Origin of the sequence: Olsenella sp. Marseille-QA0557 (assembly GCF_965119725.1) — a bacterium.
Classification (GTDB): domain Bacteria; phylum Actinomycetota; class Coriobacteriia; order Coriobacteriales; family Atopobiaceae; genus Coprovicinus; species Coprovicinus avistercoris.
Genome location: NZ_CBCPMI010000001.1, coordinates 1732617 through 1758832 on the forward strand (window position 1 = coordinate 1732617; position 26216 = coordinate 1758832).

Here is a 26216-nt window from a genome sequence, read left to right on the forward strand (position 1 = left end):
CTTCTTGTATGCAGGAAGGAGGTGCTCTCGGTATCAATTAAGGCGAACAAACTGTTTGATGTGTCTCTTGTAGCAAAACCCATTACCACATGCCTATAAATGCCTTGTAAGGCTTTCTCTTACGTAGAAAAATACAAGTAGGGATAGCATCTCTGTGATTGGAGGGTAGATGATATGACCGAAAACACTTCATCTGCTGCTCAAAGCCAATCAGATCATGAAGAGCTCGCCATCACACTTTGGCATCCAGATATGAGGCCTTCTGCAGAAACTGATGCCTCAAATTCCGACACACATGCTCCAGATGAAAACTTTTCTTTTGGGTCCCGTCTCACATTAGGTCAAAGAGCTGTTTTATCTGCATATGGCGTATTTGTTTGCGGTGTTGGAATGTTTGCATCATTTGCTGCAGGTATGACCCGCATAGGCCTTATATTGGCAATCATGTTTGTTGGATATGTTGGCCTTGCTTTTATCACATGGCGTGAATACCGCGAGCAAAAACAAGATTGATTGATTCAATAAAGCTTTTGCAAGATGACCTTACCTTGGCCACGTGACGTAGTTTGTATTAGACAAGAAAAAGATAGAAAGGGCCTCAGATGCTCACGCTCTTATACATGATCTTCTATGGCTCAATCTTGGTTACTGCCATCTATGTTTTCCTGATCGTTTTAGGTGGGATAGTAAATAGAAAGAAGTAAGCAAGAAGGACAGTATCTTTCCCTCCAGTCAATCTTGCGGATAATTCTCATAATAGGATTTTACATTCGACCAGCTAAATGATGATGGGTTCAGAAGGATTCGAACCCTCAACCAAAGGATTATGAGAATACTTTATATATATTAAATATACTGCTACCCTGATTGTTCTTGTAGTTGCGGTGTGGTTAAGTCTCCCTAAAATCTGCTTACAGCGATATTGCCGCTTCCGCAAGAAGGTGTTCTCGTTCATACTCGGTCAGCTCGGCCTGGGCGATGACCTCGCAGCTCATGTACATCGCAATTTCCGCATCGAGATTATGAGACTTCTTAACGAATATAAGGACGTTTTCAGAGACGTCCATGGAATATAGAAGGTGACCATTAGACGTTGTGGTATGGCATCAAGCGGATAAAGAGGAGGCGAAGTAGTAATTTTGTGATGTAAATAATTCTTGACACATATTTGCTTGGGTCGTTAAAGTATTTATTGATTCGGCCCTATGCGATATGCCCCGCACTGATAAGCGGTGTGCGTAAGCAAGGGCCTTAATTTTTTGGAGTCCCTTATGACAAAAACAGCGATTCTTGTTGATGGTGGATTCTATAGAAAACGAGCAAGGAAACTTTGGGGGATTAAAACTCCTGAAGAGCGTGCAAATGAATTAAACGCTTATGTTTTCAAGCACCTCAATAAAAGAGATGGCAATTCAAAGCGAGAGCTTTACAGGATCTTCTACTATGACTGTCCACCTGTACAAAGCACTGTTTATCACCCGCTCCTGAAGCAGAATATTAATTTCGGCAAGCTAGAAACTTACGCTTGGACACTAGGCTTCTTCAATGCCCTAAAAACAAAAAGAAAAGTCGCCTTGCGCATGGGGAAACTATCTGACGTAAAGCCACATTTCATGCTTGATCCAGACAAAGTAAAAAAGTTGTGTGCCAGTTCTATAACTGTTGATGATTTATCCGAGAAAGATTTTCGTATTTCATTCATGCAAAAGGGCGTTGATATGAGAATGGGAATCGATATTTCTTCTCTTGCCTATGAAGGAATTGTTAATCAAATTATCTTGATATCTGGAGATAGTGATTTTGTTCCCGCTGCAAAAGCGGCGCGCAGAAAAGGAATTGACTTTATTCTCGATCCTATGGGCAACTCCATTAGCAGTGACCTGATGGAACATATCGACGGCAAAGAGTCATTTGTTGACAACGACCCGGTAAAGAAGCCATACAAGAAGAATGATGAGTAGACAAAAAATCCCCCGCTAGTGTTGCAGCACGTAGGCAAGGGAAAACCTCGACTCGAAAGGGGCAACTACATTATCCCCCGAAAATAGAAGAGTCCCTGTTCAAGCCTCGGCTATAAGAAAGAGTTTAGGCCGGGTGTATGGAAAATAACAGTTGGCTGTGGCTATAAATCAAACGCTCAATAAAGAAGAGTGACCAGAACAATTCATGAAACCACAGACGGCGCTGAAAAAGGCATAGCTGCCTAGTGTTTGAAATAGAGCATCCCTTTCTAAAGGCGATCCGCGTACTATCGCTGACTGCTGTCCCTATTTCATGGGTCCCTTACACGGGGACAAAATTGAACCGCTATGGCTTGTGTTAGTTGGTGGCGGCCTTCGCGTTAAAGAAGCTCTCGTGCTTTGGTGCGAAGATATAACGTTCTCCCCTATAACTCATGTAGACGGTACGGAAGGCGTTATAGCTCATGCATCCATAACTAAGGCGTGGACTGAGAAAGACGGTTTGAAGGCAACAAAGAACGCCTTCTCTACGCGCATTGTACCTATACCAGATCCGTTTGCGAGCAAGCTATACGAGCAGACAATGATAGGACCAAGAACTCCATTATGGCCGCTTTATCCGGGTCGCTCGCGTAAGTGGTGGCGTTGTCTATTTGAGAAAGATAACCCGCTTTATGGCATGCCATACACACGTATGAAAGACATGCGATCCGTCCATGAAACCATGCTCCAGGATGCAGGAGTTCTCGATACCCTCAATGCGCGTATTCATGGGCGCACAAACGTGCAAACAGGTTATACGCACTACCTCAAACCATCTGCAGCGATGGATAATTCTGTCGATGCACTGCGTATAAAAATGCAGAATATAGGCTAATTTATCGAATATAAGGTATGACTATTAGCAACTCTTAGCAACCGATACAAAAACAGGCCAGAGGAAATATAGCCCCTGACCTGCGAAAAGTTGGTGGGCCCAGAGGGATTCGAACCCCCAACCCAGGGATTATGAGTCCCCTGCGCTAACCGTTGCGCCATAGGCCCTCAATACAAACAGACAAAAGCTGTTTAGATGCAAGCTACAAGTAATAAAAAGGCGACGGCCAGAGCCGCCGCCCGTAACTTGTGGTGGAGAATAGGGGGTTCGAACCCCTGACCTCATGACTGCCAGTCATGCGCTCTCCCAGCTGAGCTAATTCCCCTTGCTTGGTGCGTGAACTAATATACCAGAACCAAAATTTACGTCAAGCAAAACTTTGAAAAGATTTTCAATACCTTCAATACCTAACTTATGACTATCTATAAAACAAAAACTCACTTACCCATTGATTCTCTTGTCAGCACACCTTTGAAACACGGCATCTCATTAGATACGCAAAAGGTTTTGAAAATTGAAGGATTTGCTGGTAAAGAATGCATCCAGTTTATCTAAAGCTGGAGTATGCGTATCTTTTAGAATCGCGCGACTAATTGAAACTGAAACAACTTCATCAGGATCAATCTGATGCATTTCTGAAAGCCCAGGTATTCCAAACGCAGAAACCGCTATACCAAGAGCATAGGCATTGTTGTTCAGAGTTGCATCCTGATACTCCTCTTCGCTTAAAACCATAAGCTCGGGCGAAGTGAGACCACAACGTCTATAAGCGCCAGTTACTACTTCAAAAAATCCAGCAATGGCGGATGAATTGATTACAGGATATTGAGAGAGATCTTTGATTGATACGAACTTCTTATCATTGAGTGGATGATTCTTTGAAAAGAAAGCGGCTGTAGAAACTTTACCTATTGGCGTGGTATCACAATCATCATCTGAAAAGTTGCCAATAGTAATTAAAGCATCGCAAAGATTATCTTTTAGCGCGAGAAGCGCTTCGGACTGATACCGCATAGAAACTCGAACATTACACTGTAGATGCAACGATAAGAATTTTTCAAGACCGAGACAAAATCTCTCATGACTAAAAAAGAGCGGAGCCCCAATTATTAGCACAAGATCTGCTTTTGGTCGTTTAGAACTTGAGTTAATAATTGTATCCGCAAACTCCTTCGTTCTTTTAAAAGAGACAGTTGCTTTTTCTGCATATGGAAATAATGCCTCACCAAATGTTGTTAATTGAGAACCGGTACTGCCGCGAAAAAATAACGGCTCTCCCAACTCTTCCTCAAGCTCACTTAAGGCTTTAGACACCGCCTGAACAGATACACCAAGTTCAGATGCCGCATGAGAAAAACTACCAAGTCGAGCTGCTGCACAAAAGTAGAAGAGCTACCGAATGTTCAAGGGAAACACCTTTCGCAATAGCTTTTAATTAATGCAAAGAGATGTGACTTGCAATGAGATCTGATGGTCTTTACTGATCTTTGCGAGCGCGTCGTGCAAAAATAGCACCTAACAACGATAAACAAGCAATGACGATGTATTGCCAGCTACTACCAGTGCCACCAAAGGTAACCATTGCATATTCAGCAATATTTACAATCACGATAAGAGTTGAAAGCACGATGTAAGCTTTAGATTTCGATGGATCTTTGGCGCTGCGGAAACCAAGAATTGCATCTATAAAAAAGATGAAGCCACTAATTAAGAAGATAACTCCCCCAACTTCTGCTGCTATAGCTGAATTTGCAACACCAGAAATCACAGGGGCGCTCTGGGCGTTAAATACCATAACAAAGCCGACTGCGAGATATATAACTGCAATCACAAGCATAAAAAGGCTTAAACCTTTAATCATTTTAGGCATAGTTGTTTTCTCTATTCTATTTTGTGTTTGCCATAAATAAATGAACCGATAAAACTCAGCTCATAGAAAAGGTTTACGGATTGTTACAAACGTTGCAACTCAATAACACGTGGATTCAAAGAAGTGTTGAACCCACTGCTCTGTTTGCTTTTTAATGCCACCTTCTCTATTAACGCATTCGCTTCAACCAACACTTAAGCCTCATGACCTTCCCTCATCAGTTCTTTTCAGGTTCGGCACAATACAAAGGTTTGAGGATGAATTCAAAAGAGTTGGAGTGATAGCGTGAACTTAACACGAAGATCTTTTGGCCTGTTAGCAGTCACACTAGGAATGTCGGCTGCTTCACTGTTTTCCACAGGCTGTCAGTCGCCTACTACAACAAATTCAGCCGAGCATAATTCTTCACTGAATAATGGTGGTGTTTTACGAGCCGGTGTACGTGCAGACGTTGTGGGGTTCGGCTACCTAAATGAACAGACTGACAAATACTATGGCCTAGAAATTGATCTTGTTAACGAAATAGCTCAAAAATTAGGCTTTGGAGAAGTTCAATTCGTTACGGTTACACCAGATGATCGTAAAGAAATGCTTCTTGAAGGAAATATTGATTGTATTTGTGCCTGCTATTCAATTGCAGAAACAAGACTTGAAAACTTTGATTTCTCCCCTGCTTATTACAATGACTCTGTTATTGCAGTGGTTCAAAAATCTTCAATGATTGACAGTATTGAAGAGATGAAAGGGCTTACCTTTGGAACAATGGCAGGATCAAATGCTGCCCTTCTATTAAACATCAAACTCCAAGAAATTGGCTTTAGCAGCGGGATCGACACGGCACATAACGAAGATAACTCTGATGTGCAATTCGACACATGGCAGTTACTTCAACTGCCTTCTTATCAAGAATTATCTGATGCATTAGAGGTAGGAACAATTGATGCAATGGTGCTCGATGGTGCGATTGCTCAAACCTATATGGATGATAAACGCATTATCCTCGAAAACTTTGAAGTAGCAAAACAGTCTTATGGTGTCGCCACACAAAAGGGTTCTGAACTTTCTGGCCAGATCGCCGAGGCCGTTCAAGAAATGTTAGACGATGGCACCCTTGACGCTCTTATTGACAAGTGGAACTAAGGAGGATGAATCGTGTCTCAGAAACTAAAGCATAAGATTGTCCTTCTTACACTAGTTGTTATTGTTGCCGCTCTTATCTCCGGCTTTTTGCTTTATAGATTGCAATTAAATTTAACGCTTGCAAGCTATGAGGAAGAAATGTCACAGAAAGCTGAAAGCCTTACAGAGATTCTTGAAACAGCAAGTAACGAAGCCGCAGAAAGTAAAAAAACCTTTGACGAGATCTATCAATCAAAGGCAGAAAGCGTTTCCTTTATGGCTCAAAATGATGCCGGCTTCGAGGCAACTGATGCCAAGATGGATGAACTTAAACAATTGCTTGAAGTTGATAACATTTTGGTAGTACAACGTGACGGCACTATCATTGCAGAAGCCGAAAAGACTCAAGCAGATTTTTCTAGCGCTCGTTTTAATTATTTACGTAAATGTTTTAGTACTCATGAGGCATCACGAGCAGTTGAGATCGAATTGCCAGACCAAAATTGGCTCATGCGGTATTACGCAGCACGTCTTGATGACAAAACCATGGTTGTTATCGAACAAAACCCTGCTGAATTGCGTGAGCTCATTGAGAAAACGGATTCTACTGCAAGCGTATTGCGTGATGTTTCCGTAGGCCAAGATGGCTATATCTTTGCCCTTTCGGCGCAAACCTATGTTGTGGAATACCATCCAGATGAGTCGCTCATTGGCACCGATGCCCTGAGCGAAGGGATCGATGTAGAAAACCTCGAAGATGGCTTTACAGGCTGGCTGAATCTTGCGGGCAAACGGATATATGCGCATGTAGCCCTTATCGGCAACACCTACTATATCTGTGCAGTCCCGGAGAGCGCTCTTACACAGACTGCTTCTATCACCGTTGCTGTTATTCTCTTTGTATTAGTAGCAGTTATGGCCACCGTCGCTCTGTATGGCGTCTTTGTTATGCATGCTGATGAAAAGGACGGAGATAACGAAGAAGAATTCAGGGACTTTGGTGTATTCCGCTATCACAAAACAGTGGGTAAACGAACAGTAATTCTCAGTCTTGTTGGTTGTATTGCTGTTGCTGCAGTCTCGTTCTATATGCAAACGCTTTTTTCCTTGTCTGCCCAGTCAGTCACAAATAAAGCGCGTGCTGAGGATATTGCTGAGACTATTGAACGAACCGATGAGCAAGCAAAAGAGCTAACTGAGCAATACAACAGGCGCTACCTCTCTAAAGCACGAGTAGCTGCATACATTCTTGAAAAAAATCCCAAGCTTGCCAACAAGCAAGACATGCAGGAACTTGCCAATGTGCTTCAGGTTGCCAATGTGTACCTGTTTGACGGATCAGGTTCCCTCATTGCTTCAAATGCACCTTATGAACATTTCCAACTATCCGACGATCCCGAAGATCAGTCATATCCGTTTCATCAGCTATTAACTGGCGTTGATGAATATGTTCAAGAGCCCATGAACGATGAGATGACAGGAGAACTCAAACAATACGTAGGTGTAGCTACGTACGATAATGATGGATATGTAGATGGCTTTGTTCAAATAGGCATACGAGCCAGTCGACTCGAATCGCTCCTTCAAAGTGTTCAAATTGATACCGTGCTTGAAGGGGTGCAAATAGGCTCAAATGGCTTTGCATTTGCGATTAATAAAGACGATAAAACCATTGCGTCTTTCCCCAACCCTCTTCTTGTTGGAGCAAAGGCCACTGATGCAGGTCTTACTGAAAATCAGATACGCGGCGGCTATGATGACTACCTCACCATTGATGGATCGTCATATTTTGCTTCATCAATTGAAACACCTGACTATTACTTATATGTAGCAGGCCCTGAAGGTGAGCCAATGGCACAACGCATACCATTGACAATAACCATTACATCCATTGCTGTTATCTGTATGTGCGTTGTCTTTTGCGTTGTTACTCTTGAACGAAAGAATGCACCACAAATTCAGGCCAGTGCTTCGGATACATCTGACAAACCCGATATCTTTGATATTGAGACACCGTCAGGCCGTATGGCACGCACTGAGTCAGCCGCCAGTCGCTGGCTTAATAAATCACTTGCCTGGGATGATATGACACCTGAACAAAAGCTCTCGATTGTTCTAAAGTTTTTTATGAGTATTGGTGTTATAGCCATCTTCTTATCCGTGCTATTTCAGAAGCAGATTTTTGATTCAGAGTCTGTATTTGGCTATATTCTCGGCGGTGGCTGGGAACGTGGACTCAATATCTTCGCCATAACTGCAGCGATAATGACGGCTTGCGTCATCTTTACCATCTCATGGATCATCCAACGCATACTTCATTTGCTTTCTAGTATTCTCTCTGCACGAGGTGAGACAGTCTGTAGATTGCTCCTCAGCCTTACAAAATATGGCTCAATTTTGGGAACACTCTATTGGACACTCTCAACTATTGGAGTTGATACCGCAACACTTCTTGCAAGCGCTGGTCTTCTTACCCTAGCAATCAGTTTTGGTGCAAAAGATCTGGTAACAGACCTTTTGTGTGGCCTGTTTATTATCTTTGAAGGGGAATTCCGTGTAGGAGATCGAATCTCTGTGGGAAGCAACACCGGTACGGTTATGGAGATTGGAATACGTACCACCAAGATAAACGATGGCGATGGCAACGTAATTGTTTTACGCAATAGCGCAATCTCTAACGTTATCAATCGAACCAAGATGGATTCATATGCCAGTGTAGATATAGAAATTACTGTTGGTGAAGATCTCCCGTATTTGGAAACAATCTTAAAGAAAGAACTCCCCCGTATTGCAGGGCGTCAACCTCTTGTGCTCGATGGTCCCTTCTATAAGGGGGTTGTAGCACTGAGCACCTCAACAATGACGCTACGTATTGTTGCCCGCTGCAATGAAAAAGATCGTGGTGCTTTAGAGCGCAATCTTAAGCGAGAAATGCGTCTTATGCTCACACGATATAACATCGCGCCTTATCAGGAACAATTCATTCACACAGATGCCGAAGAGAACGTCAGAACTTTGAAAGATGACGAGGAATTGCAAGAAGCAGATGATTTCGTAAAGAGTCAGAGTTCATCATCAAAAGATATTGGCAACGATAATAAATAGCTGGTCAATATAACTCTATAGTGTTATCTATATCATCATTACAAACAAAGAAGGGCATCATAATGATGCCCTTCTTTCTATAAAGCTCATTGAAAAGGTGGTAAGTAGTATATAAGTACCATGCTCTATGCACGCTGTGGAATAACCATCTCGGCAAGCATGGACGCTACTTCGGAAATAGGAACTTCGTTTCTCTCTCCCGTTGCACGCACTTTTACCTCAACATTGCCATTCTTAATGGCCTTCTTACCGCAAACGATCTGATATGGGAAGCCCATAAGGTCGGCATCAGCAAACTTCACTCCCGGGCGTTCTTTACGATCGTCTACAACAACCTCAATCCCAAGGTCTACAAGCTGCTGAGCAATGCTCTCTGCAATAGGCCACACTACCTCATCATGAACGTCCAGAGGCACCACTTCTACCTCATATGGCGCTACACAAACAGGCCAGCAAATACCATGCTCATCGTTATGCTGCTCAACAACGGCTGCCAACGTACGAGACACGCCAATACCGTAGCAACCCATGAGAAATGGACGTTCACGCCCATCTTCATCCATGAAGGTGGCTCCCATGGCCTCAGAATACTTTGTACCAAGTTGGAATACCTGAGAAATCTCTATGCCGCGTGCGCCCTTAAGCGGCTTGCCGCAATGAGGACATGGGTCTCCTTCATGCACAGAAACAAGATCTGCCCATTCATCAACTTCAAAGTCTCGACCAGGACAGGCACCCGTAAAGTGATAATCAACCTCATTTGCTCCGCATGTCCAGCTCTTGGAGGCTTTGAGTGACTCATCACACACCAAACGGATGTTTTGAGGAAGGTTAACAGGCCCGATAAAGCCCTTATGCAGACCGGCTTCTTCAAGCTCCTCATCACTCATGAGGTGATAATCGCCAAAAAGACGTACTGCTTTAATCTCATTGAGCTCGTGATCGCCCGGAACAATCGCAACGACGCGTGTGCCATCCTCAGCGATAAGCGCCAAAGACTTACGCGTACCATTCTCAGGGAATCCAAAGAAAGATGCCACTGCCTCGATGGTACCAAGGCCAGGCGTATACACTTTCTCGAGCGTACCATCCCCGGGGCCTTCTGTTACAGAAACAGTGGTTGCAGCCGCCTCAACATCGGCTGCAAAGCCGCAGTCACACCAGACAAGAGCAGCTTCACCCGCATCCGCAAGAGCCATAAACTCAACAGAGGTGTCGCCACCGATTTGTCCAGAGTCTGCAACGACGGGCAATGCGCGAATACCGCAACGCTCTGCAATGCGCGCATAGGCGGCCTTCTGCTGGTCATAGCATTCCTGCAGAGACTCTTGCGTTGCCGAGAATGAATAGGCGTCCTTCATAATGAACTCACGGCCACGCATGAGGCCAAAACGCGGACGAAGCTCATCACGGAATTTATCCTGAATTTGATAGAGCGTTACTGGAAGCTGCTTATAAGAACGCAGTTCATTTCTTACGAGATCTGTAAACGTTTCTTCATGGGTAGGACCAAGGCAAAACTCACGATCATGCCTATCATGCATGCGCATAAGCTCTGGTCCGTAGGCATCCCAGCGGCCCGACTCATGCCAAAGCTCTCCAGGGGTGAGCATAGGTACGAGCATTTCCTGAGCACCAATGGTTTCCATCTCTTCACGGATAACCTCTTCGATTTTGCGAAGAGAGCGCCAAGCAAGCGGAAGATAGCTATACAAACCAGAAGCGGTTCTACGAATCATGCCTGCACGCAAAAGAAGTCGATGGCTCGCAAGCTCAGCCTCTGCAGGATCTTCCTTAAGCGTCGGAGCATAAAGACGACTCATTCTTTGATAGGTGCTCAAATCAAATCCTCTCCTGTACGACAATATGCACGTTACAGCTTAGCCAAAACGTCGCTCAATTTCTTCCATAAGTGCATCAACGATGTGATCTTCTTCCACTGTGCGGATGGTTTCGCCATTTGCAAAAAGAACACCCTTGCCACGACCGCATGCCACACCAATATCAGCGCCGCGAGCTTCTCCCGGTCCGTTTACCACGCATCCCATCACAGCAACGGTAATGGGTGCCCGCACTGATGCGAGGCGTTTCTCAACCTCTTCTGCGATGGCAATAAGATTGACTTGGGTACGGCCGCAGGTAGGACAGCTCACGAGCTCTGGTCCACGTCTCCGCATACCGAGTGCTGCGAGGATCTCCCATCCAACACGAACTTCTTCGGTGGGGTCTGCAGTGAGCGAGACGCGCATGGTATCGCCAATTCCCTCTTCAAGAAGAGCGCCGAGTCCCACAGCGCTTTTAATTGTTCCTTGGAGGGCAGTACCAGCCTCGGTGACACCCAGATGTAGTGGAATATGAGGCAGTTCGCGAGAAAGATTACGATAGGTTTCAAGCGTTGTCGGAACATCATGAGCTTTAGCGGACAAGACAACATCATAAAAACCGCGCTGCTCAAAATGATCGACAAAAGAAATAGCTGAAGCAACGAGCTTCTGAGAAAGGCTCAAGTCTTTTCGTTCATCTACGCTCTTATCAAGCGATCCTGCATTTACGCCTATACGTATAGGAACGCCAAACTCCCCTGCTGTATCGATAACTGCATCTACGCGATCAAATGAACCAATATTTCCCGGGTTAATACGAACAGCCGCCGCTCCATGCCGGATTGCCTCAATAGCCAGCTTGTAATCAAAGTGAATATCCGCCACTACTGGCAAGGGAGATTCGGTGCAAATTTGCTTGAAAGCATCAAGCGCTTCCATGCGCGGCACCGTGCATCTGATAATTTCGCAACCGCCTTGAGCAAGTATATCTATTTGGGCAAGCGTTGCATGAGCATCCTCAGGATTGGTGTTTGTCATCGATTGGACGCTTACGGGAGCTCCCCCACCAACGGGCACATTGCCAACATGAACCTGGCGAGTTTTGTTTCGTGCATCCTGGTGGAGCGCTTCAGTATTCTGAGTTTCCATGCCTACCCCATCAAACGTGTGATGTCATTCTGCAATGCCACAACAAAGAGCAGCACAAAGAATGCCAACCCTGCCATACTCACAATATTTTGAGCTCGTACAGAGACGGGCTTGCGACGAATTGCCCCGATAATCTCAATCACTATTTTTCCGCCATCGAGTGGTGGTATAGGAATGAGATTCATAAATGCAAGAGAAAGCGATACAGCTGCAGCAAGCAATACGAGCTGAGCCGGACCAGCTGCTGCAGCTTCAGAAGCCATAACAGAGATACCAACCACCGATGAGGCATTGTTCATGACTTCCATGGTTTGGGTTGGAATAAAGAGACGAACGGCAAAATCTATGACCTGTGCAGAATACTCAAACGTAAGCGCAAGAGCGTCTTGAACGGGCATTCTGAGACGCTCAATAGGAGCTGTAATGCCAATGTAGCCGGAGCCATCAGGAACAATGGTAGTCGTATAGGTTTCGCCATTTCGCTCGTAGGTAATCTCGAAAGGTTCGCCATCACGAGAGGCATCAGAAATAGCAGTTGCTAAGCTATTGAAATCATATGTTTCAGTTCCATCTACAACGCTTAACACGTCACCAGGTTCCAAGCCCGCAACCGCGGCTGGCGATCCTTCTGTAATCGTGCCAACTACGTTTACATTACGGGCAGCATCCATACCGAGAACAGAAAGCGCAATGACAATGAGGATTGCTCCTGTAAGAAAACTTGCAAGCGGCCCACCGAAAAGCATTAACAATCTTCTCGGAAAAGAAGCGCCCTGATAGGTATGTGAACGTTCAGCCTCGAAAAATGCTTCCGCATTATCATCTGCAAGAGGCTGAGGGGTGCCAACTGCATATGAGTCTGCATGATCTAAATTATGACCAGCGTCATAAATAGTGAGAAGGTTAGAATCACGCGCAACAGTTTGAAATGCCTGAGGCCAGCGATCTTGATGTTCATATTCGCCTAATTCAGGGTTGTAATAAGGCTCTACTGAAGCCCAATCAACGAGTATGGACAAAGCTTCATAAGCCTCATCCAACGTGCAACCAACTTCGGTCGCAAGCTCCTCAACAGCAACACGACCATGTTTTTGGACGCCGGCCAAAATTGGAGCCAAGTATTCATTACCCGAACCAGACATACCGCAGATACGGGTATATCCACCAAGCAAAATGGGGGTAATACCATATTCGGTGCCGCGCGTCCGACTTCTCTTCGATAGATGAAAACGACAAGGGAGGCCGAGAAAAAACTCAGTAACCCTCACACCGCTTATGCGCGCACAAAGAAAGTGACCAGCTTCGTGAGCAAATACCAAAACGGACAGGACAATAACACCCCAGAAAATAACTGGGAGAACGGTTAAAGCCTGACTCATACTTCTAATCCTCCAATGATGGTTTCCGCGCGCTTGCGAGCAAGACGGTCGACATCCTCGAGTTGTTCTAACGACTCGACATGTTCAACATCGGTACGATTCATAACTTGCTCTACGACTTCAGGTATTCCCAAAAATGAGAGATTCTTTTTCCTGAAGGCAGCGTTTGCAATCTCGTTGGCTGCATTCATCGCGCAAGGAAGAGTACCTCCAGTCCTGCCCGCCTCAAAAGCGAGAGCAAGACATTTGAATGTTGTCATATCGGGTTGAGAGAACTGTAGTGGGACTTCCTGACAAAAATCAACCGATGTAGCAGGACTTTCCCATCTATCCGGATAGCTAAAAGCGAGCTGAATAGGAATGCGCATATCCGAAGGACCAAGCTGAGCAATAACCGACCCATCAACAAACTCAACCATAGAATGAATGCGACTTTGCGGCTGAATGAGCACCTCAATGGCATCTACCGGAACATCAAAGAGATGATGTGCTTCAAGCACCTCTAAGCCTTTGTTCATGAGCGTAGCGGAGTCAATGGTGATCTTGGGTCCCATAGACCAGCTCGGATGAGCAAGAGCTTGCTCGGGAGTCACGTCGGCAAGTTCACTCTTTGTCTTTCCTAAAAAGGGACCTCCGGAACATGTTAACCAAATGCGTGAGAGCTCCGAGTGACGCTCACCCCTCAGACATTGAAAGATGGCTGAGTGCTCAGAATCGACTGGAATAAGTTTGCCAGGTTTCACCATAGGCATGAGCAAATCGCCACCTGAGACAAGCGCCTCTTTATTTGCACAAGCCACGATCTTGTCAGCGGCGAGTGCATCATAGCAGGCACCAATGCCAGCCTCGCCCACAACCGCTACAAGAACACAATCCACCTCAGGCAGCGTTGCGAGACGGCGAACAGCATCGGGGCCAAACCTCAAATCGCAGGTATCGGGAAGCTCAGTAAGAACAGGATCGTCTTTATGAGTGGCGTTGGCAACAACGACATGAGGAACATGAAATTCACGCTGTGCATGAACCAGTTTCTCGCACGAGGAGAAAACTGAAAGGCCAACGACCTGGATTTTATCGGCATGGAGACGACAAACATCTAACGCCTGTGTTCCAATCGAACCCGAACATCCCAAGATTGCAACACGAAGAGGCCTGTCGAGGGTTTGGGAAGGAACATCCTCAAATAAACTCACAGAAATCCTCCCATTCTCAAAACAAAAGCTGCGGCCATGCACCCAAAGAGCATGGAATCAGAACGATCAAGCATGCCACCATGACCTGGCATAAGATTGCCGGAATCTTTCACACCAACGGATCTCTTAATGCGAGACTCAAACAGATCACCAAAGACGCCAAAGACTCCGCAGACAATGCCAGTAATAATTGCAGCAGGAATCGTTAACGAGCTTAGCTTCAATACTGAAATCAGAACCCAGATGAGCACAGAACCAATCATGCCGCCAAAAAAACCCTCCCAGCTCTTGTTGGGAGAAATTTTGGGAGCGAGTTTGTGCTTACCAAATCGTGTACCGACGATATAAGCAAATGCATCGTTAGCCCATATCGAAAGCATAACGGCAAACGTGAAAACGCCGCCTAATATGCTTGAATCTGTACCGCGGAAATAAACAATTGCAGTAAAAAGAAGTGAGGTGTAGAGCGGCCCAAAAATGGTTACAGCAACGTCAGAAACATTGGCTCGCGGTGTTAATACATACCAAATACCTACAGCCGTCACAAAGACATATACTGCTGCACCCGTCCAAACATAGGAAAAGCTTGCAGCAATAGGAAAAGCAAGCGAGGCAATGAGGCCGATAAGCTCATTGGGCATACGGCCTGCCATGCGCATCATACGATAAAACTCAGAGCAACAAAGCCACGCATAAACGCACACCAAAAGAGTGGTTGTAATCTGGCCCGCCAAAAGACAACCTAAAGTCACTACAGCATAAATTACCCCTGAGGTTGTACGCGTAAGGAAGCGCTCTGCCTTACCTCGAGCTTGCTGACCCTTAAGTTGACCAAGGTCATGCTTTTCTAAGCGCTTGCGTTCTCTTTCTTCACGTTCAACTTGTTTGCGCTCTTCTTTGGACTGTGTCGGTTCTTCACTCATTTCGATGTACCAACTCCTCCAAAGCGACGCTCTCTCCCTTGATAAGAACGAAGCGCACGTAATAGGTCCCAACGCCCAAAGTCGGGCCACATTTTGTCGGTTACATAAAATTCGGTATAGGCAAGTTGCCAGAGCAAATAATTCGAGAGACGAAGCTCTCCTGAAGTTCTAATAAGAAGTTCAGGGTCTGGCATCGAAGCGGTATAAAGCTTGGAGGACACAAGATCTTGATCAATATCCTCAATACTAATGGAGTCTGCTGCAACTTCCTGAGCTATAAGCTTACAAGCACGAACAATCTCAGCACGAGAACCATAGTTCACCGCAAGTGCAAGTGTCATGCCGGTATTAGAGGCAGTTTCGGCAAGACCCTTTTTAAAGGTATCGCGCGTTTTGGCTGGAAGAGCTTCAATATCACCGAGAAAAACGAGACGTACATTTTCGCGTTCAAACAACGGCAATTCACGAACAAGCGTAGAGGCAAACAGATGCATTAGCAGGTCTACCTCACGCTGTGGACGCCGCCAATTCTCAGTAGAAAATGCATAGGCACTGAGATTATCAATACCCAAACGTACACAGGCAGTGATAATTTCTCTCAGTGCTTTTACACCTTCTTTGTGGCCTTGACTGCGATCAAGGCCACGAGCTTTAGCCCAACGACCATTGCCGTCCATAATGATGGAAATGTGCTTCGGCAGCGCCTCCAGGGATATATCATCAACCGATATATCCTCAGGCGGATTTGAGAAGTAAAGCCTCAGTTTTTCTTCGTTTCTCTCCACGAGCTTTGCCTGCCTTTTCCACCGAAAGTTTAGATTTCCATAACTTCAGACTCTTTTGTCTTGAGCATTTCTTCAATCTTCTCAATATAAGAGTCGGTCAGCTTTTGAATACGGTGCTGCTCACGCTTTACCTCGTCTTCGGAAAGCTCTTCGTTATGCTCAGCTTTAGAGTTAGCATCGCGGCGAACATTACGAACAGAAATGCGAGCCTCCTCAGCAAGCTGGCGGCACTCTTTTACCAACTCACGACGACGCTCCTCAGTAGGACGAGGGAAAGGTAAACGGATGCATACACCATCGTTACTCGGTGTAATACCCAAATCAGAAGATGCAATAGCACGCTCAATAGCGTTGAGTGAAGTCTTATCCCATGGCTCAACAACCAGCATGCTTGCCTCAGGTACTTTTACACCGGCAAGCTGTGTAATAGGTGTCGGTTGGCCATAGTAGTCAACAGTGATTGCATCCAAAACATGAGGATTGGCTCGCCCAGTTCGTACCTTCGAGAAGTTAGCAGTTAACGCCTTGAGGGTTTTCTCCATCCGCTCACGGGCTTTATCACAAATCTCGCTCATCGTTAGCACTCCTCCTCAACAACGGTCGTTCCAACGGGTTCACCGCGCAAGGCCTTATCAAAGACCCCAGGTTGTTCAATATTAAATACCATCATGGGCATATGGTTGTCATGACACAAGGCTGTTGCAGTTGCATCCATAACTTTTAGATCACGGGTAAGCACATCTAAGTAGGTAATAGAATCAAACTTAGTAGCTTCAGGGTGAGTTACGGGATCCATGTCGTAAATGCCATCAACTTTGGTTGCTTTCATAAGGATTTCCGCGTCGATCTCACAGGCACGCAACGCCGCAGCAGTATCGGTCGTGAAGTATGGATTGCCAGTACCAGCCGCGAAGATAGTAATGCGTCCTTTTTCAAGATGACGGGTTGCACGACGGCGAATATAACCTTCTGCAACTTCATGCATTTCAATGGCACTCATCACGCGGCACATCATGCCATGGCGCTCAAAGCAATCTTGCAATGCAAGGGAATTCATAACAGTTGCAAGCATGCCCATGCAGTCAGCCTGTGCCCTATCCATTCCGGAAGCAGCGCCCGCCAAACCCCTAAAAATGTTGCCACCGCCAACAACAATGGCTATTTGAACACCTTTATCGTAGGGGACTTTAATCTCATGAGCTAAACGCTCAAGCATCTGAGGATCGATGCCATAATCCGATGAACCCATCAGAGCTTCACCGGAAAGTTTAAGAAGAACACGATGATATTTGTAGTCCGACACGCTTGAACCTCCTCGTATCGTAGTAAGACGAAACGACGAAGTCCGTCGCGACGTCCAAACGATTCTAGCAAAGCCGTAAGCTTACTCAGCAAGCTGATAGGTGAGCAGTTGCTGTAGGCACACGAAAGGGGCCGGCGCTAAGCACCGGCCCCTCTTAAAAACCAAAACGCTCTTTACTCCTGCTCGCCAAAAGCGAAGCGATCAAAAGCGAGAACCTCAATGGTATCGTCACAAGCCTTGGAAACCTTAGCAGCAAGCTCATTGACAGTTACAGAACCATCCTTGATGAACTCCTGCTCAGTAAGGACGTTGTCCTTATAGAACTTCTCGAGCTTACCAGTGGCAATGCGCTCCTGGATTGCCTCGGGCTTACCGGAATCGGCTGCCTGAGCCATATAAATGGACTTCTCATGCTCAACAACATCTGCGGGGACATCTTCACGACGAGCAGCAACAGGAGCAGCAGCAGCGACCTGCATAGCAACATCGTGAGCAAAGGTCTTGAACTCCTCGTTAGAAGCAGTCTCTGGCTTGGTAAAACCAAAGGTGACAATGTCGGCAAGCTTTCCACCAAGGTGGACGTAGCTCGAAAGAGCACCGGACACAACGGAAACACGCTTAAAGCGGTTGACCTTCATGTTCTCACCGATAACGTGAATCATCTCGGTAAGCTCGGCATCAACCGTGGACTCGCCCATTGCGCAAGCCTTCAGAGCATCAACGTCGGCAGGATCGTTCTCGGCAACAACCTTAGCAAGGTCAGCAGCAAAACCGCAGAACTTAGGATTGGTGCCGACAAAGTCAGTCTCGCAGGTAAGCTCAAGCAGAGCACCGGTACGACCATCTTCAGAAATATAAGCAGCAATGGTGCCCTCGTTGGTATCGCGGCCAGCACGCTTAACGGCCTTTGCAACACCCATCTTGCGAAGAACGTCTACAGCCTTCTCAAGATCGCCTTCGGCCTCAACAAGAGCCTTCTTGCACTCCATCATAGGAGAGTCGGTCATCTCACGAAGCTGCTTAACAAGAGCTGCAGTAATCTGGGCCATGGTATGCCTCCTCAAAAGCTAAATATCAAAGCGTAAGAAATAGTTACTCTGCTGCGGGAGCTTCGGCAGCCTCGTCAGTACCAGCCATCTCTGCCTCAGAGATCTGCTCCTTACCAGAACCAGCAAGGCAAGCGTCGGCAACAAGCTCGCACATCAAAGAAACGGAACGGATAGCATCGTCGTTGGCAGGAATGCCGTAATCGATGACATCAGGATCAGAGTTGGTATCCAAAAGACCAACAACCGGGATGTGGAGACGATTTGCCTCGCGAACAGCAAGCTCCTCACGCTTGGTATCAACCACAAAGATAGCCTGAGGAATGGCCTTCATATCACGAACGCCACCGAGGTTGCGCTGAAGCTTCTCGAGCTCCTTACCGAGAACAGCCTGCTCCTTCTTGGGGAGAGCAGCCATACGACCATCCTCGACCATAGCTTCGAGCTCCTCCATGCGATCAATACGGGAGCGAATGGTTACGAAGTTGGTGAGCATGCCGCCGAGCCAACGCTGGTTGATATAAGGCATGCCGCAACGCTCAGCCTGAGTAGCGATCGGCTCCTGAGCCTGCTTCTTGGTGCCAACGAAAAGAACATTGCCACCCTTTGCAGTAACGCTCTTAAGGAAAGAATAAGCCTTGTCGGCATCAACAATGGTCTGCTTGAGGTCGAGAATATAGATGTCATTGCGCTCACCGAAGATGTAAGGTTTCATCTTGGGGTTCCAACGACGGGTCTGGTGACCATAATGGCAGCCAGCTTCAAGCAGCGTACGAATGTTAATCTTAACAGCCATGTTTAAACCTCCAGTTGGTTGGCCTCCGCGCAGGTCTACCCTATCCGACCACTTATCGTGTGGCTTCTCACGATAAGCACCATGGCGGATAAGTCGCCACGCGTGTGAATTAATATGCTGTGCAGACACACAACTTTTGGAAGTATAGCAGCTTTTTCTCTAACTTCCTAGGATTTACTTATCCTTCACCTCTTGGATGTGCCTGACGAGCTATCCCTTTGAGTCGTTCTACCGAAACGTGTGTATATATCTGCGTCGTTGCAAGATTTTCATGACCGAGCAACTCTTGGACACTTCTCAGATCTGCTCCACCATCCAAAAGGACCGTTGCGAACGTGTGTCGCATAGCATGAGGCGTAAGAGAGGGATCGAGTCCAGCTTCAGACACACGCGTCTCAAAAACTGTACGTAAGGCGGCAGCAGACATTCGTCTTCCTCTTGTTGAAAGAAAAAACCCTTGATCCCCCGGCGTTTTTCTCTTTGCAACATACAAGGGTCTGACGTTCTCAAGATACTCAGAGAGAGCTGAGAGAGCCGCAGGATAAAGCGGGACAATACGTTCCTTGGACCCTTTGCCAAAAAGCCGCACTTGACCGGAGGAAAAATCAATATCCCCCACATCGAGATTGGATACTTCCGAAATACGTGCTCCGGAAGCATACATAAGCTCAAGAATCGCTCTGTCGCGAATATCTTTAGGTTGAGAACCTTCACACGTAGCAAGTAGCCTACGAACTTGTCCGTCGCTCATCACATGAGGCAACCTTTTAGAAATTTTTGGGCTCGATATGGCAGCTGCTACATCTTCTGTAGATTTTCCTTCCCGTACAAGCCACGCAAAGAAAGAACGCAGTGCCGAAAGTCGCCTGTTAACCGTTCTCTCTGAATACTGCGCCCGTGTAAGCTCAGCAAGGTAACCTCGAAGTTGGCGATGAGAAACACTGAGTGGATTTATACCCTCCCGCTTACACCACAAGCCGAATTGTTCGAGATCTCCCTCATAAGCTTTTACGGTGCGACTTGATAAGTTGCGAACACCAGTAAGCTGAGAGAGAAATTCAGCAACTAACGTCTGATAGGCCTGGAGTGCAGCCTCACGTGAAGCAGCATCATTCATGCTCAAACACCGTATTATCTATGGCACAAGCACCCTCACTAAAGAGATCTGCACGAGAATCGATATAGGCGGTGAGATCTTCAAGGGCTCGCGTAGCATACGCTGCATAGCGTTCGCGTTTGCGACGAGAAGCATGTTCAAGTGGAGGGAAAATTCCAAAGTTTACGTGCATGGGTTGGTAGTTATCTGTCGCCTCACTTGTCGCCCACTGTACGAGAGATCCAAAAGCACCTGTTTTGGGAAGCTCAACATATGACGCACCAGTAAGCTGAGCATAAGTGTTAAGTGCAGCCAACAGTCCTGATGCAATAGCCTCGGTATAGCCCTCTGTCCCGGTTATCTGTCCTGCAAACCGCGTAGTAGTACAAGGGATAGCAAAGGTGGCATCTAACACCTTGGGCGAATCAATAAATGAATTACGATGCATCACGCCATATCGGAAAAACTCTGCCTGTTCAAGACCTGGAATCATTCTAAAAACACGACGTTGTTCGGGCCACGTAAGATTTGTTTGAAAGCCGACCAAGTTATAAGCTGCAGCACTGCTTGTTTCAGCACGTAGTTGTACGGCTGCCCAGGGACGTTTTTGAGTTGCAGGATCAATAAGACCAACCGGCTTAAGTGCGCCAAATCGCAATGAATCAATTCCTGTGCGCGCTATCTCCTCTACAGGTTGACAGGCACAAAAGAGATCGGTCTGTTCAAAGGAACGCGCAATAACGCGATCTGCCGATACAAGCTCGTGAATAAAGGCTTCGTATTGCTCACGATTCATCGGACAGTTGAGATAATCGCCACTGCCTTCTTGTTCATAGCGAGACTGAGCAAAAACAATGTTGCGATCGATGGTTGTGACATCAACAATGGGTGCAGCAGCATCATAAAACGAGCCATACTGACCACCCACTGCGTCAAGAATTGCTTCAAATAAGATGTCAGAACAGAGAGGGCCAGCAGCTATAACTGCAGGGCCCTGTGGGATCTCGGTTGCTTCTTCTCTTACAAGAGTAATGTGTGGGTTACACTCAATTGCTTCAGTAACCTTTTGGGAAAACTCTTCTCGATCCACCGCAAGAGCCCCGCCAGCTTGTACACGTGAAGAAAGCGCAAACTCCATAAGTGAAGAGCCCATAAGAACAAGTTCACGTTTGAGCAAACCAGCAGCAGAATCAAAGCGAAGTGACTTGAGCGAGTTGGAACAAACAAGCTCGGCTAAGCCATCCGTGTGATGTGCTGGAGAAGACATCAAAGGCCGTTGTTCAATCAACCGCACAGAGACATTACGCTTTGCTAGTTGAAGAGCACATTCACACCCAGCAAGGCCTCCACCTATGACAACTACTTCTTGATCAGATAGTACTTCTGAGTCAGCCATCTGATTCCCTTCTTACCATCGAAGCCTTTTGGATGTGCTCCGGAAGATATACCTTATTTGTAGGTGAATATCTTCCATCAGGAAGACGCTTTACAAGGCCGTGCATTTCATAATCAGAGAGAGTCTTCACAATCGTGAGGACATCTATACCCAAACGTGTTGCCAGCTCATCAGGACGCGTAGGACATGCAACCAGAGCCGAAAGAACTCTTCCTCGGTCGGGCAATTCATCCCTGGTAGCAAGTCGTGTTACACCAAAATCGAGCGAAAGTTTAACTTCTAAAGCCATTTCATCTGAAATTATTGATGCACCCTGCTCAATGAGCTGATTGGTTCCTCGAGATGATGGTGAAAAGATAGGACCAGGTATTGCATAAAGTTCTTTTCCAAGATCAGCTGCAGCACTTGCAGTACTGAAGGTGCCAGAAGGAATGCCGGCCTCAGCCACCACAAGCACCTGGCAAAGCGCGGCAATTACTCGATTACGTTTTGGAAAGGCATATCTTCTTGGTGGAGCGCCCCAGTGTTCAAGAGATACAACGACACCGGCCCCAGATGTAGCTTTACGAAAAATAGCTTCGGACGAGTGGGGGTAGATCATATCGGCCCCACATCCTGAGACAATGATAATTTGCCCGCCTGCACTCAGCGCAGAAGTGAGTGCGGCACAGTCACACCCCATAGCACCACCTGATAAAAGAGGGATGCCACACTCTGCTGCCACTCTTCCCAACATCTCAGACACACTCAACCCATAAGGCGTTGCTCTACGTGCTCCAATGACAGCAAGAGAAGGCTGCGTGAGAATACTTAGATCCCCTACACCATATAGTTTGGAAACATCTCCAAGCCCATCTAAGGCATCCGGCCAAGCCTCATCACCCTGATGCAGCTCGAAAGAATTATTTGACGTCATGCTGTCTCCTACGCATTTATCTCCATACGATATGCCAGAGCAAGCGAAATATCGTCTTCCTGAATGTATTCACGTTCTGCTAAGTCGGCAATTGTCCTTGCTATGTGAACAAGTCGCGTCATACCTCGTCCACCAAATCCAAGTTGTTGAGCAGCATGAATAAGATATTTTCTCGCTCGTTCATCCAGCCATTTATACGTGAGGGTGTTGCACGTACTGCATTCTTTCTCGCGTCGCCAACGTGCAAAACTTCTTCCAGCCAGCACTCGTTGAGCCATCTCATTTGAGGAAAGGCTGGTTGTTTGTGCTACCAACTCATCGCTTGATGGTTGCATCACACTAAGCCTCATATCAATTCTGTCCAAAAGAGGACCCTTAAGCTTGGCCATATAACGAGTTATTGCAGTTGGTGTGCATGAACATTCATGAGTCGGATCACCATAATGGCCACAAGGGCAAGGGTTTGTTGCTGCCACAAGCATAAAACGAGAAGGAAATACATACGTACCATCCACACGAACAAGACGAATTAAGCCCTCTTCAAGAGGTTGTCGTAATGCTTGAAGCGCATTGGATGGAAACTCTGCGAGCTCATCTAAAAACAGTACACCCATATGAGCAAGGGAAATCTCCCCTGGCATTACCGGCCGTCCCCCACCAACAAGTCCAGAAACAGATATTGAGTGGTGGGGAGCTCTGAAAGGAGGGATACCCGCAGCAAGATCTTCTAAGGATAAATTTGCCACAGAATGAACTCGCATGGCTTCTAGCATTGCATCTTTATCCAGCCTAGGAAGTATAGTTGGAAGGCGTTGTGCCAGCATTGTTTTACCAGCCCCTGGAGGACCGACCATAATTATTCCCAGCGAGCCCGTAGCTGCAATTACCAAAGCCTCCTTCGCAAGTTCTTGACCTTTCACTTCTGAGTAATCAAGCGAATGACTATTTGGATGATCAGTTTGAAGGGATGTAGTTACGTGGCGTGTAAGAGATCGTTCACTGGAAGGTAGACGTAAATCTGACAGTTGTCTTACATGCTCAAACGGAATGTCTATAAGTGAAGTATCAGTCCCACTAGCGCTGCAGAGAACGAGTTGTTTTTCTTTTGCCAGAAGCGCATAAGCAACCATACCGCGCACCGGTCTCACCAAACCGTCAAGTGCAAGTTCTCCAACTAAGAGCCTTCCTACAAGAGCATCTGACGATATTTGCCCTGTTGCTTGAAGGAGTGCTGCGGCAATAGGGAGATCAAGTCCAGTGCCTGTTTTGCGAATATCACTAGGCGCAAGATTTACCGTGATATGAACCCGAGGCATGGTAAAACCACTTGAACGAATAGCACATCGAATGCGAGAACGAGCTTCCAACACAGCAGCATCAGGCATTCCTACAATAGTGAGACCAGGTATTCCTCCAGAAATATTCACTTCAACTGAAATGGGAATTGCTTCTGCGCCCCTTATGACAGCTGATTGTATGGGAGCAAAAGCCTCAGATGCTAATCCTCCCACGAGTATGCTCCTATAAGATGACGAAGCCGAGCTAATGATTCACCAACGATATTGATGGCTATAACATCAAAACGCACTGCATCATATTCGGAGTGTAGAGCCAAATACATAAGAGCAATCTTGCGGTAACGTTGCTGTTTTCGTTTTCCAACAGCAATTTCAGGCATGGTGTTTTCAGAATCATGAAGCGCTAAACGTGTTTTTACCTCCACCAAAACCACTTCATTTAAAGATTGGACAACGTCGGTGGAGTCTTGTTCGAGGTTTGTACATTTCTTTGGAGTGTCTGGTTTTCCAGATACAACCGAAATGCATTCTGAGTGCTGTAATTCAGAAAAGCCGTCCGAAGTCACATGTTTTTCTGGAAATTCATGCGGCGCGAGTGTAACGATATCCGCTTCTCCAGCATTGGAAACCCAATTTCTATCAAGGATTGTATAGCCCCTCCGCTCGAGAAACGCAGCAGCAATATCCTCCCCTTCTAGGCCGATTTCTCGGGCGCTATATTCACTGAGTAGCTTACCTTGAGATCTTTTCGAAAACTGTTTCGTGGAGGTCTTCTGAGATATGAGCTGTCTTTCGAAGGTCTGAGACATCTGAACTCCCTTCTCAAAGATTGAGTAGAGAAAGGATTTCAGACACTACTTACAGATTTCTTGACGCAAACAGTCTGATTTCGAACAGGTCTTATAGCAAAGACCTATGTAAAACAGTGAGCATCCTGCTTATCTGCCCAATTGAAGCATCAACATATAAGTAGTTGTTCGTTACTTGTTAGTTATTCAAAAAATTTTGACAGAAGCTACGCCGATGCAGAGGAGTAAGGCCTAACTTTTGTATAGCTGCAATATGATCCGGTGATGCATACCCTTTTGACTCTGCGAAATGATAACCAGGATATTGGGCATCAAACGCCACCATCAAAGCATCGCGTGTGACTTTAGCCACAATTGAAGCGGCGGCTATACAGGCAACGCGAGCATCTCCTTTGACCAAAGCATGTTCTCGTGGATGAATATGCATCGGATTACCGTCAACAAGAACGGCGTCGGGAACACTATGAGTCTCTTCAACAGCCTGTTTCATGGCCATTCGTAGTGATACGGCCATTCCTGCAGCGTCAATTGAGGTGTTCTCTATATGTGCAATACCTATTGCTATGGCACAATCTGCAATTTGTACTGCCAGTTCTTCCCGACGTTGAGGCGAAAGCTTTTTTGAATCATTAAGACCCCAAATAATGGGTTCATCAGGCAAGGCAACAGCTGCAACTGTGAGAGGACCGGCAACTGCTCCACGACCCACTTCATCTACTCCCACAATAATGCCTGAACCACCAATCTTATGCATGAGGTCATACATAGCCAGTACGCGTTTCCGCTCATGCACCTCTCGTTCATAGCGCCTACAAGCTGTACTCAAAGCCTTTTGCACTTGCTTTCGTTCATCAGCTTTGTAGCGCTCACACAAATCTGGCAGCTGTTCGAATGAAGCAGAGCGGAGTGCTTGTATTCTTGCCTGTGCAGATTCTTTTTGCTCTGACATATCCACTCCACTCTTTACACTCTAAGAAAAAGGGCTGCCCAAGGACAGCCCCAATCAAACAAATGAAAATCTCGCTTAGCGCTTCTCGCGAATACGAGCTGCCTTGCCAACACGATCGCGCAGGTAATAAAGCTTTGCACGACGGATGTCACCATGACGGACAACGTCAAGCTTAGCAATCTTGGGGCTATGCAGCGGGAAAGTACGCTCAACGCCAACACCAAATGAAAGCTTACGCACGGTAAAGGTCTCACGAGCACCAGCACCGCTCATACGAATAACATCGCCCTCGAAGACCTGAATACGCTCACGATCGCCTTCCTTAATGCGATAGTGAACCTTTACGTGATCACCAATCTGAACCGTCGGAATATCCTCACGGATCTGGCGACGCTCAATAGCGCGGATGTAATCCATTTGTTT

Annotated in this window: 24 protein-coding genes, 2 tRNA genes and 1 pseudogene; 5 read left to right on the forward strand and 22 right to left on the reverse strand. The window is 46.4% G+C overall.

Annotated elements, in window-relative coordinates; all coding sequences use genetic code 11:
* Positions 1 to 174: 174 nt before the first annotated feature.
* The 3 genes from ACQY6Y_RS07860 (at position 175) to ACQY6Y_RS07870 (ending at position 2838) form a co-directional block, all read left to right on the forward strand.
* Positions 175 to 513 (forward strand): hypothetical protein, encoded by a 339-nt coding sequence (locus tag ACQY6Y_RS07860; protein WP_428379788.1) that lies wholly within the window; start codon positions 175 to 177, stop codon positions 511 to 513.
* 758 nt (positions 514 to 1271) lie between these two features.
* Positions 1272 to 1961, forward strand: coding sequence for an NYN domain-containing protein (locus tag ACQY6Y_RS07865; RefSeq protein ID WP_428379789.1), 690 nt, complete (start codon positions 1272 to 1274; stop codon positions 1959 to 1961).
* Positions 1962 to 2355: 394 nt separating this feature from the next.
* Positions 2356 to 2838 carry a hypothetical protein gene (locus ACQY6Y_RS07870; RefSeq protein WP_428379790.1) on the forward strand — a complete coding sequence of 161 codons (483 nt, stop codon included), beginning with the start codon at positions 2356 to 2358 and terminating at the stop codon, positions 2836 to 2838.
* 91 nt (positions 2839 to 2929) lie between these two features.
* On the opposite strand, the gene ACQY6Y_RS07875 is transcribed toward ACQY6Y_RS07870, so the two are convergent.
* The 5 genes and pseudogenes from ACQY6Y_RS07875 to ACQY6Y_RS07895 form a co-directional block, all read right to left on the reverse strand.
* Positions 2930 to 3005: transfer RNA gene (locus ACQY6Y_RS07875), tRNA-Ile, on the reverse strand.
* Between the two features lie 82 nt (positions 3006 to 3087).
* Positions 3088 to 3163: transfer RNA gene (locus tag ACQY6Y_RS07880), tRNA-Ala, on the reverse strand.
* Between the two features lie 164 nt (positions 3164 to 3327).
* Positions 3328 to 3954: a LysR substrate-binding domain-containing protein gene (locus ACQY6Y_RS07885; protein WP_428379964.1), complete on the reverse strand. Its 627-nt coding sequence runs from the start codon at positions 3952 to 3954 to the stop codon at positions 3328 to 3330.
* A gap of 117 nt (positions 3955 to 4071) precedes the next feature.
* A pseudogene (locus tag ACQY6Y_RS07890) lies at positions 4072 to 4212 on the reverse strand (LysR family transcriptional regulator); the annotation flags it as partial.
* Between the two features lie 103 nt (positions 4213 to 4315).
* Entirely contained in the window at positions 4316 to 4708 is a 393-nt protein-coding gene (locus ACQY6Y_RS07895) for a hypothetical protein (RefSeq protein WP_428379791.1), read from the reverse strand.
* A 285-nt stretch (positions 4709 to 4993) separates the two neighbouring features.
* Here ACQY6Y_RS07895 and ACQY6Y_RS07900 point away from each other — a divergent pair, with 285 nt between their 5' ends.
* Positions 4994 to 5848 (forward strand): transporter substrate-binding domain-containing protein, encoded by an 855-nt coding sequence (locus ACQY6Y_RS07900; RefSeq protein ID WP_428379792.1) that lies wholly within the window; start codon positions 4994 to 4996, stop codon positions 5846 to 5848.
* A gap of 12 nt (positions 5849 to 5860) precedes the next feature.
* Positions 5861 to 8932, forward strand: a complete 3072-nt coding sequence (locus ACQY6Y_RS07905) for a mechanosensitive ion channel domain-containing protein (RefSeq protein WP_428379793.1) — start codon at positions 5861 to 5863, stop codon at positions 8930 to 8932.
* Between the two features lie 125 nt (positions 8933 to 9057).
* On the opposite strand, the gene ACQY6Y_RS07910 is transcribed toward ACQY6Y_RS07905, so the two are convergent.
* The 17 genes from ACQY6Y_RS07910 to rplS all read right to left on the reverse strand — a co-directional run bounded on the left by ACQY6Y_RS07910 (position 9058) and on the right by rplS (position 26210).
* Positions 9058 to 10755 carry a proline--tRNA ligase gene (locus ACQY6Y_RS07910; protein ID WP_428379965.1) on the reverse strand — a complete coding sequence of 566 codons (1698 nt, stop codon included), beginning with the start codon at positions 10753 to 10755 and terminating at the stop codon, positions 9058 to 9060.
* Between the two features lie 57 nt (positions 10756 to 10812).
* On the reverse strand, positions 10813 to 11904 hold the full coding sequence (gene ispG, locus ACQY6Y_RS07915; protein ID WP_428379794.1) for a flavodoxin-dependent (E)-4-hydroxy-3-methylbut-2-enyl-diphosphate synthase: 1092 nt from the start codon (positions 11902 to 11904) through the stop codon (positions 10813 to 10815).
* Positions 11905 to 11906: 2 nt separating this feature from the next.
* Positions 11907 to 13283, reverse strand: a complete 1377-nt coding sequence (locus tag ACQY6Y_RS07920; RefSeq protein WP_428379795.1) for a M50 family metallopeptidase — start codon at positions 13281 to 13283, stop codon at positions 11907 to 11909.
* Complete coding sequence (dxr, locus tag ACQY6Y_RS07925; protein ID WP_428379796.1) at positions 13280 to 14476, reverse strand: 1-deoxy-D-xylulose-5-phosphate reductoisomerase; 1197 nt, start codon at positions 14474 to 14476, stop codon at positions 13280 to 13282. The genes ACQY6Y_RS07920 and dxr overlap by 4 nt, the downstream gene beginning before the upstream one ends.
* A complete protein-coding gene (locus tag ACQY6Y_RS07930) occupies positions 14473 to 15399 on the reverse strand; it encodes a phosphatidate cytidylyltransferase (RefSeq protein ID WP_428379797.1) in 927 nt (308 codons plus the stop codon). The genes dxr and ACQY6Y_RS07930 overlap by 4 nt, the downstream gene beginning before the upstream one ends.
* A complete protein-coding gene (locus tag ACQY6Y_RS07935; RefSeq protein ID WP_428379798.1) occupies positions 15396 to 16184 on the reverse strand; it encodes an isoprenyl transferase in 789 nt (262 codons plus the stop codon). The genes ACQY6Y_RS07930 and ACQY6Y_RS07935 overlap by 4 nt, the downstream gene beginning before the upstream one ends.
* 29 nt (positions 16185 to 16213) lie before the next feature.
* Positions 16214 to 16759 carry a ribosome recycling factor gene (gene frr, locus ACQY6Y_RS07940; protein WP_428379799.1) on the reverse strand — a complete coding sequence of 182 codons (546 nt, stop codon included), beginning with the start codon at positions 16757 to 16759 and terminating at the stop codon, positions 16214 to 16216.
* A gap of 2 nt (positions 16760 to 16761) precedes the next feature.
* Positions 16762 to 17487, reverse strand: a complete 726-nt coding sequence (pyrH, locus tag ACQY6Y_RS07945; protein ID WP_428379800.1) for a UMP kinase — start codon at positions 17485 to 17487, stop codon at positions 16762 to 16764.
* Between the two features lie 173 nt (positions 17488 to 17660).
* A complete protein-coding gene (tsf, locus tag ACQY6Y_RS07950) occupies positions 17661 to 18536 on the reverse strand; it encodes a translation elongation factor Ts (protein ID WP_428379801.1) in 876 nt (291 codons plus the stop codon).
* A 43-nt stretch (positions 18537 to 18579) separates the two neighbouring features.
* Positions 18580 to 19329: a 30S ribosomal protein S2 gene (rpsB, locus tag ACQY6Y_RS07955; protein WP_428379802.1), complete on the reverse strand. Its 750-nt coding sequence runs from the start codon at positions 19327 to 19329 to the stop codon at positions 18580 to 18582.
* A gap of 178 nt (positions 19330 to 19507) precedes the next feature.
* On the reverse strand, positions 19508 to 20446 hold the full coding sequence (gene xerA, locus ACQY6Y_RS07960) for a site-specific tyrosine recombinase/integron integrase (protein WP_428379803.1): 939 nt from the start codon (positions 20444 to 20446) through the stop codon (positions 19508 to 19510).
* Complete coding sequence (gene trmFO, locus ACQY6Y_RS07965; protein ID WP_428379804.1) at positions 20439 to 21821, reverse strand: methylenetetrahydrofolate--tRNA-(uracil(54)-C(5))-methyltransferase (FADH(2)-oxidizing) TrmFO; 1383 nt, start codon at positions 21819 to 21821, stop codon at positions 20439 to 20441. Before trmFO ends, xerA begins: the two co-directional genes overlap by 8 nt.
* Positions 21814 to 22737 carry a DNA-processing protein DprA gene (locus ACQY6Y_RS07970; RefSeq protein ID WP_428379805.1) on the reverse strand — a complete coding sequence of 308 codons (924 nt, stop codon included), beginning with the start codon at positions 22735 to 22737 and terminating at the stop codon, positions 21814 to 21816. The genes trmFO and ACQY6Y_RS07970 overlap by 8 nt, the downstream gene beginning before the upstream one ends.
* A gap of 8 nt (positions 22738 to 22745) precedes the next feature.
* Entirely contained in the window at positions 22746 to 24248 is a 1503-nt protein-coding gene (locus tag ACQY6Y_RS07975) for a YifB family Mg chelatase-like AAA ATPase (RefSeq protein WP_428379806.1), read from the reverse strand.
* Positions 24236 to 24844, reverse strand: coding sequence for a YraN family protein (locus ACQY6Y_RS07980; RefSeq protein ID WP_428379807.1), 609 nt, complete (start codon positions 24842 to 24844; stop codon positions 24236 to 24238). The genes ACQY6Y_RS07975 and ACQY6Y_RS07980 overlap by 13 nt, the downstream gene beginning before the upstream one ends.
* Before the next feature lie 178 nt (positions 24845 to 25022).
* Positions 25023 to 25793, reverse strand: a complete 771-nt coding sequence (locus ACQY6Y_RS07985) for a ribonuclease HII (RefSeq protein WP_428379808.1) — start codon at positions 25791 to 25793, stop codon at positions 25023 to 25025.
* A 75-nt stretch (positions 25794 to 25868) separates the two neighbouring features.
* Complete coding sequence (gene rplS / locus ACQY6Y_RS07990) at positions 25869 to 26210, reverse strand: 50S ribosomal protein L19 (protein ID WP_428379809.1); 342 nt, start codon at positions 26208 to 26210, stop codon at positions 25869 to 25871.
* Positions 26211 to 26216: the final 6 nt, after the last annotated feature.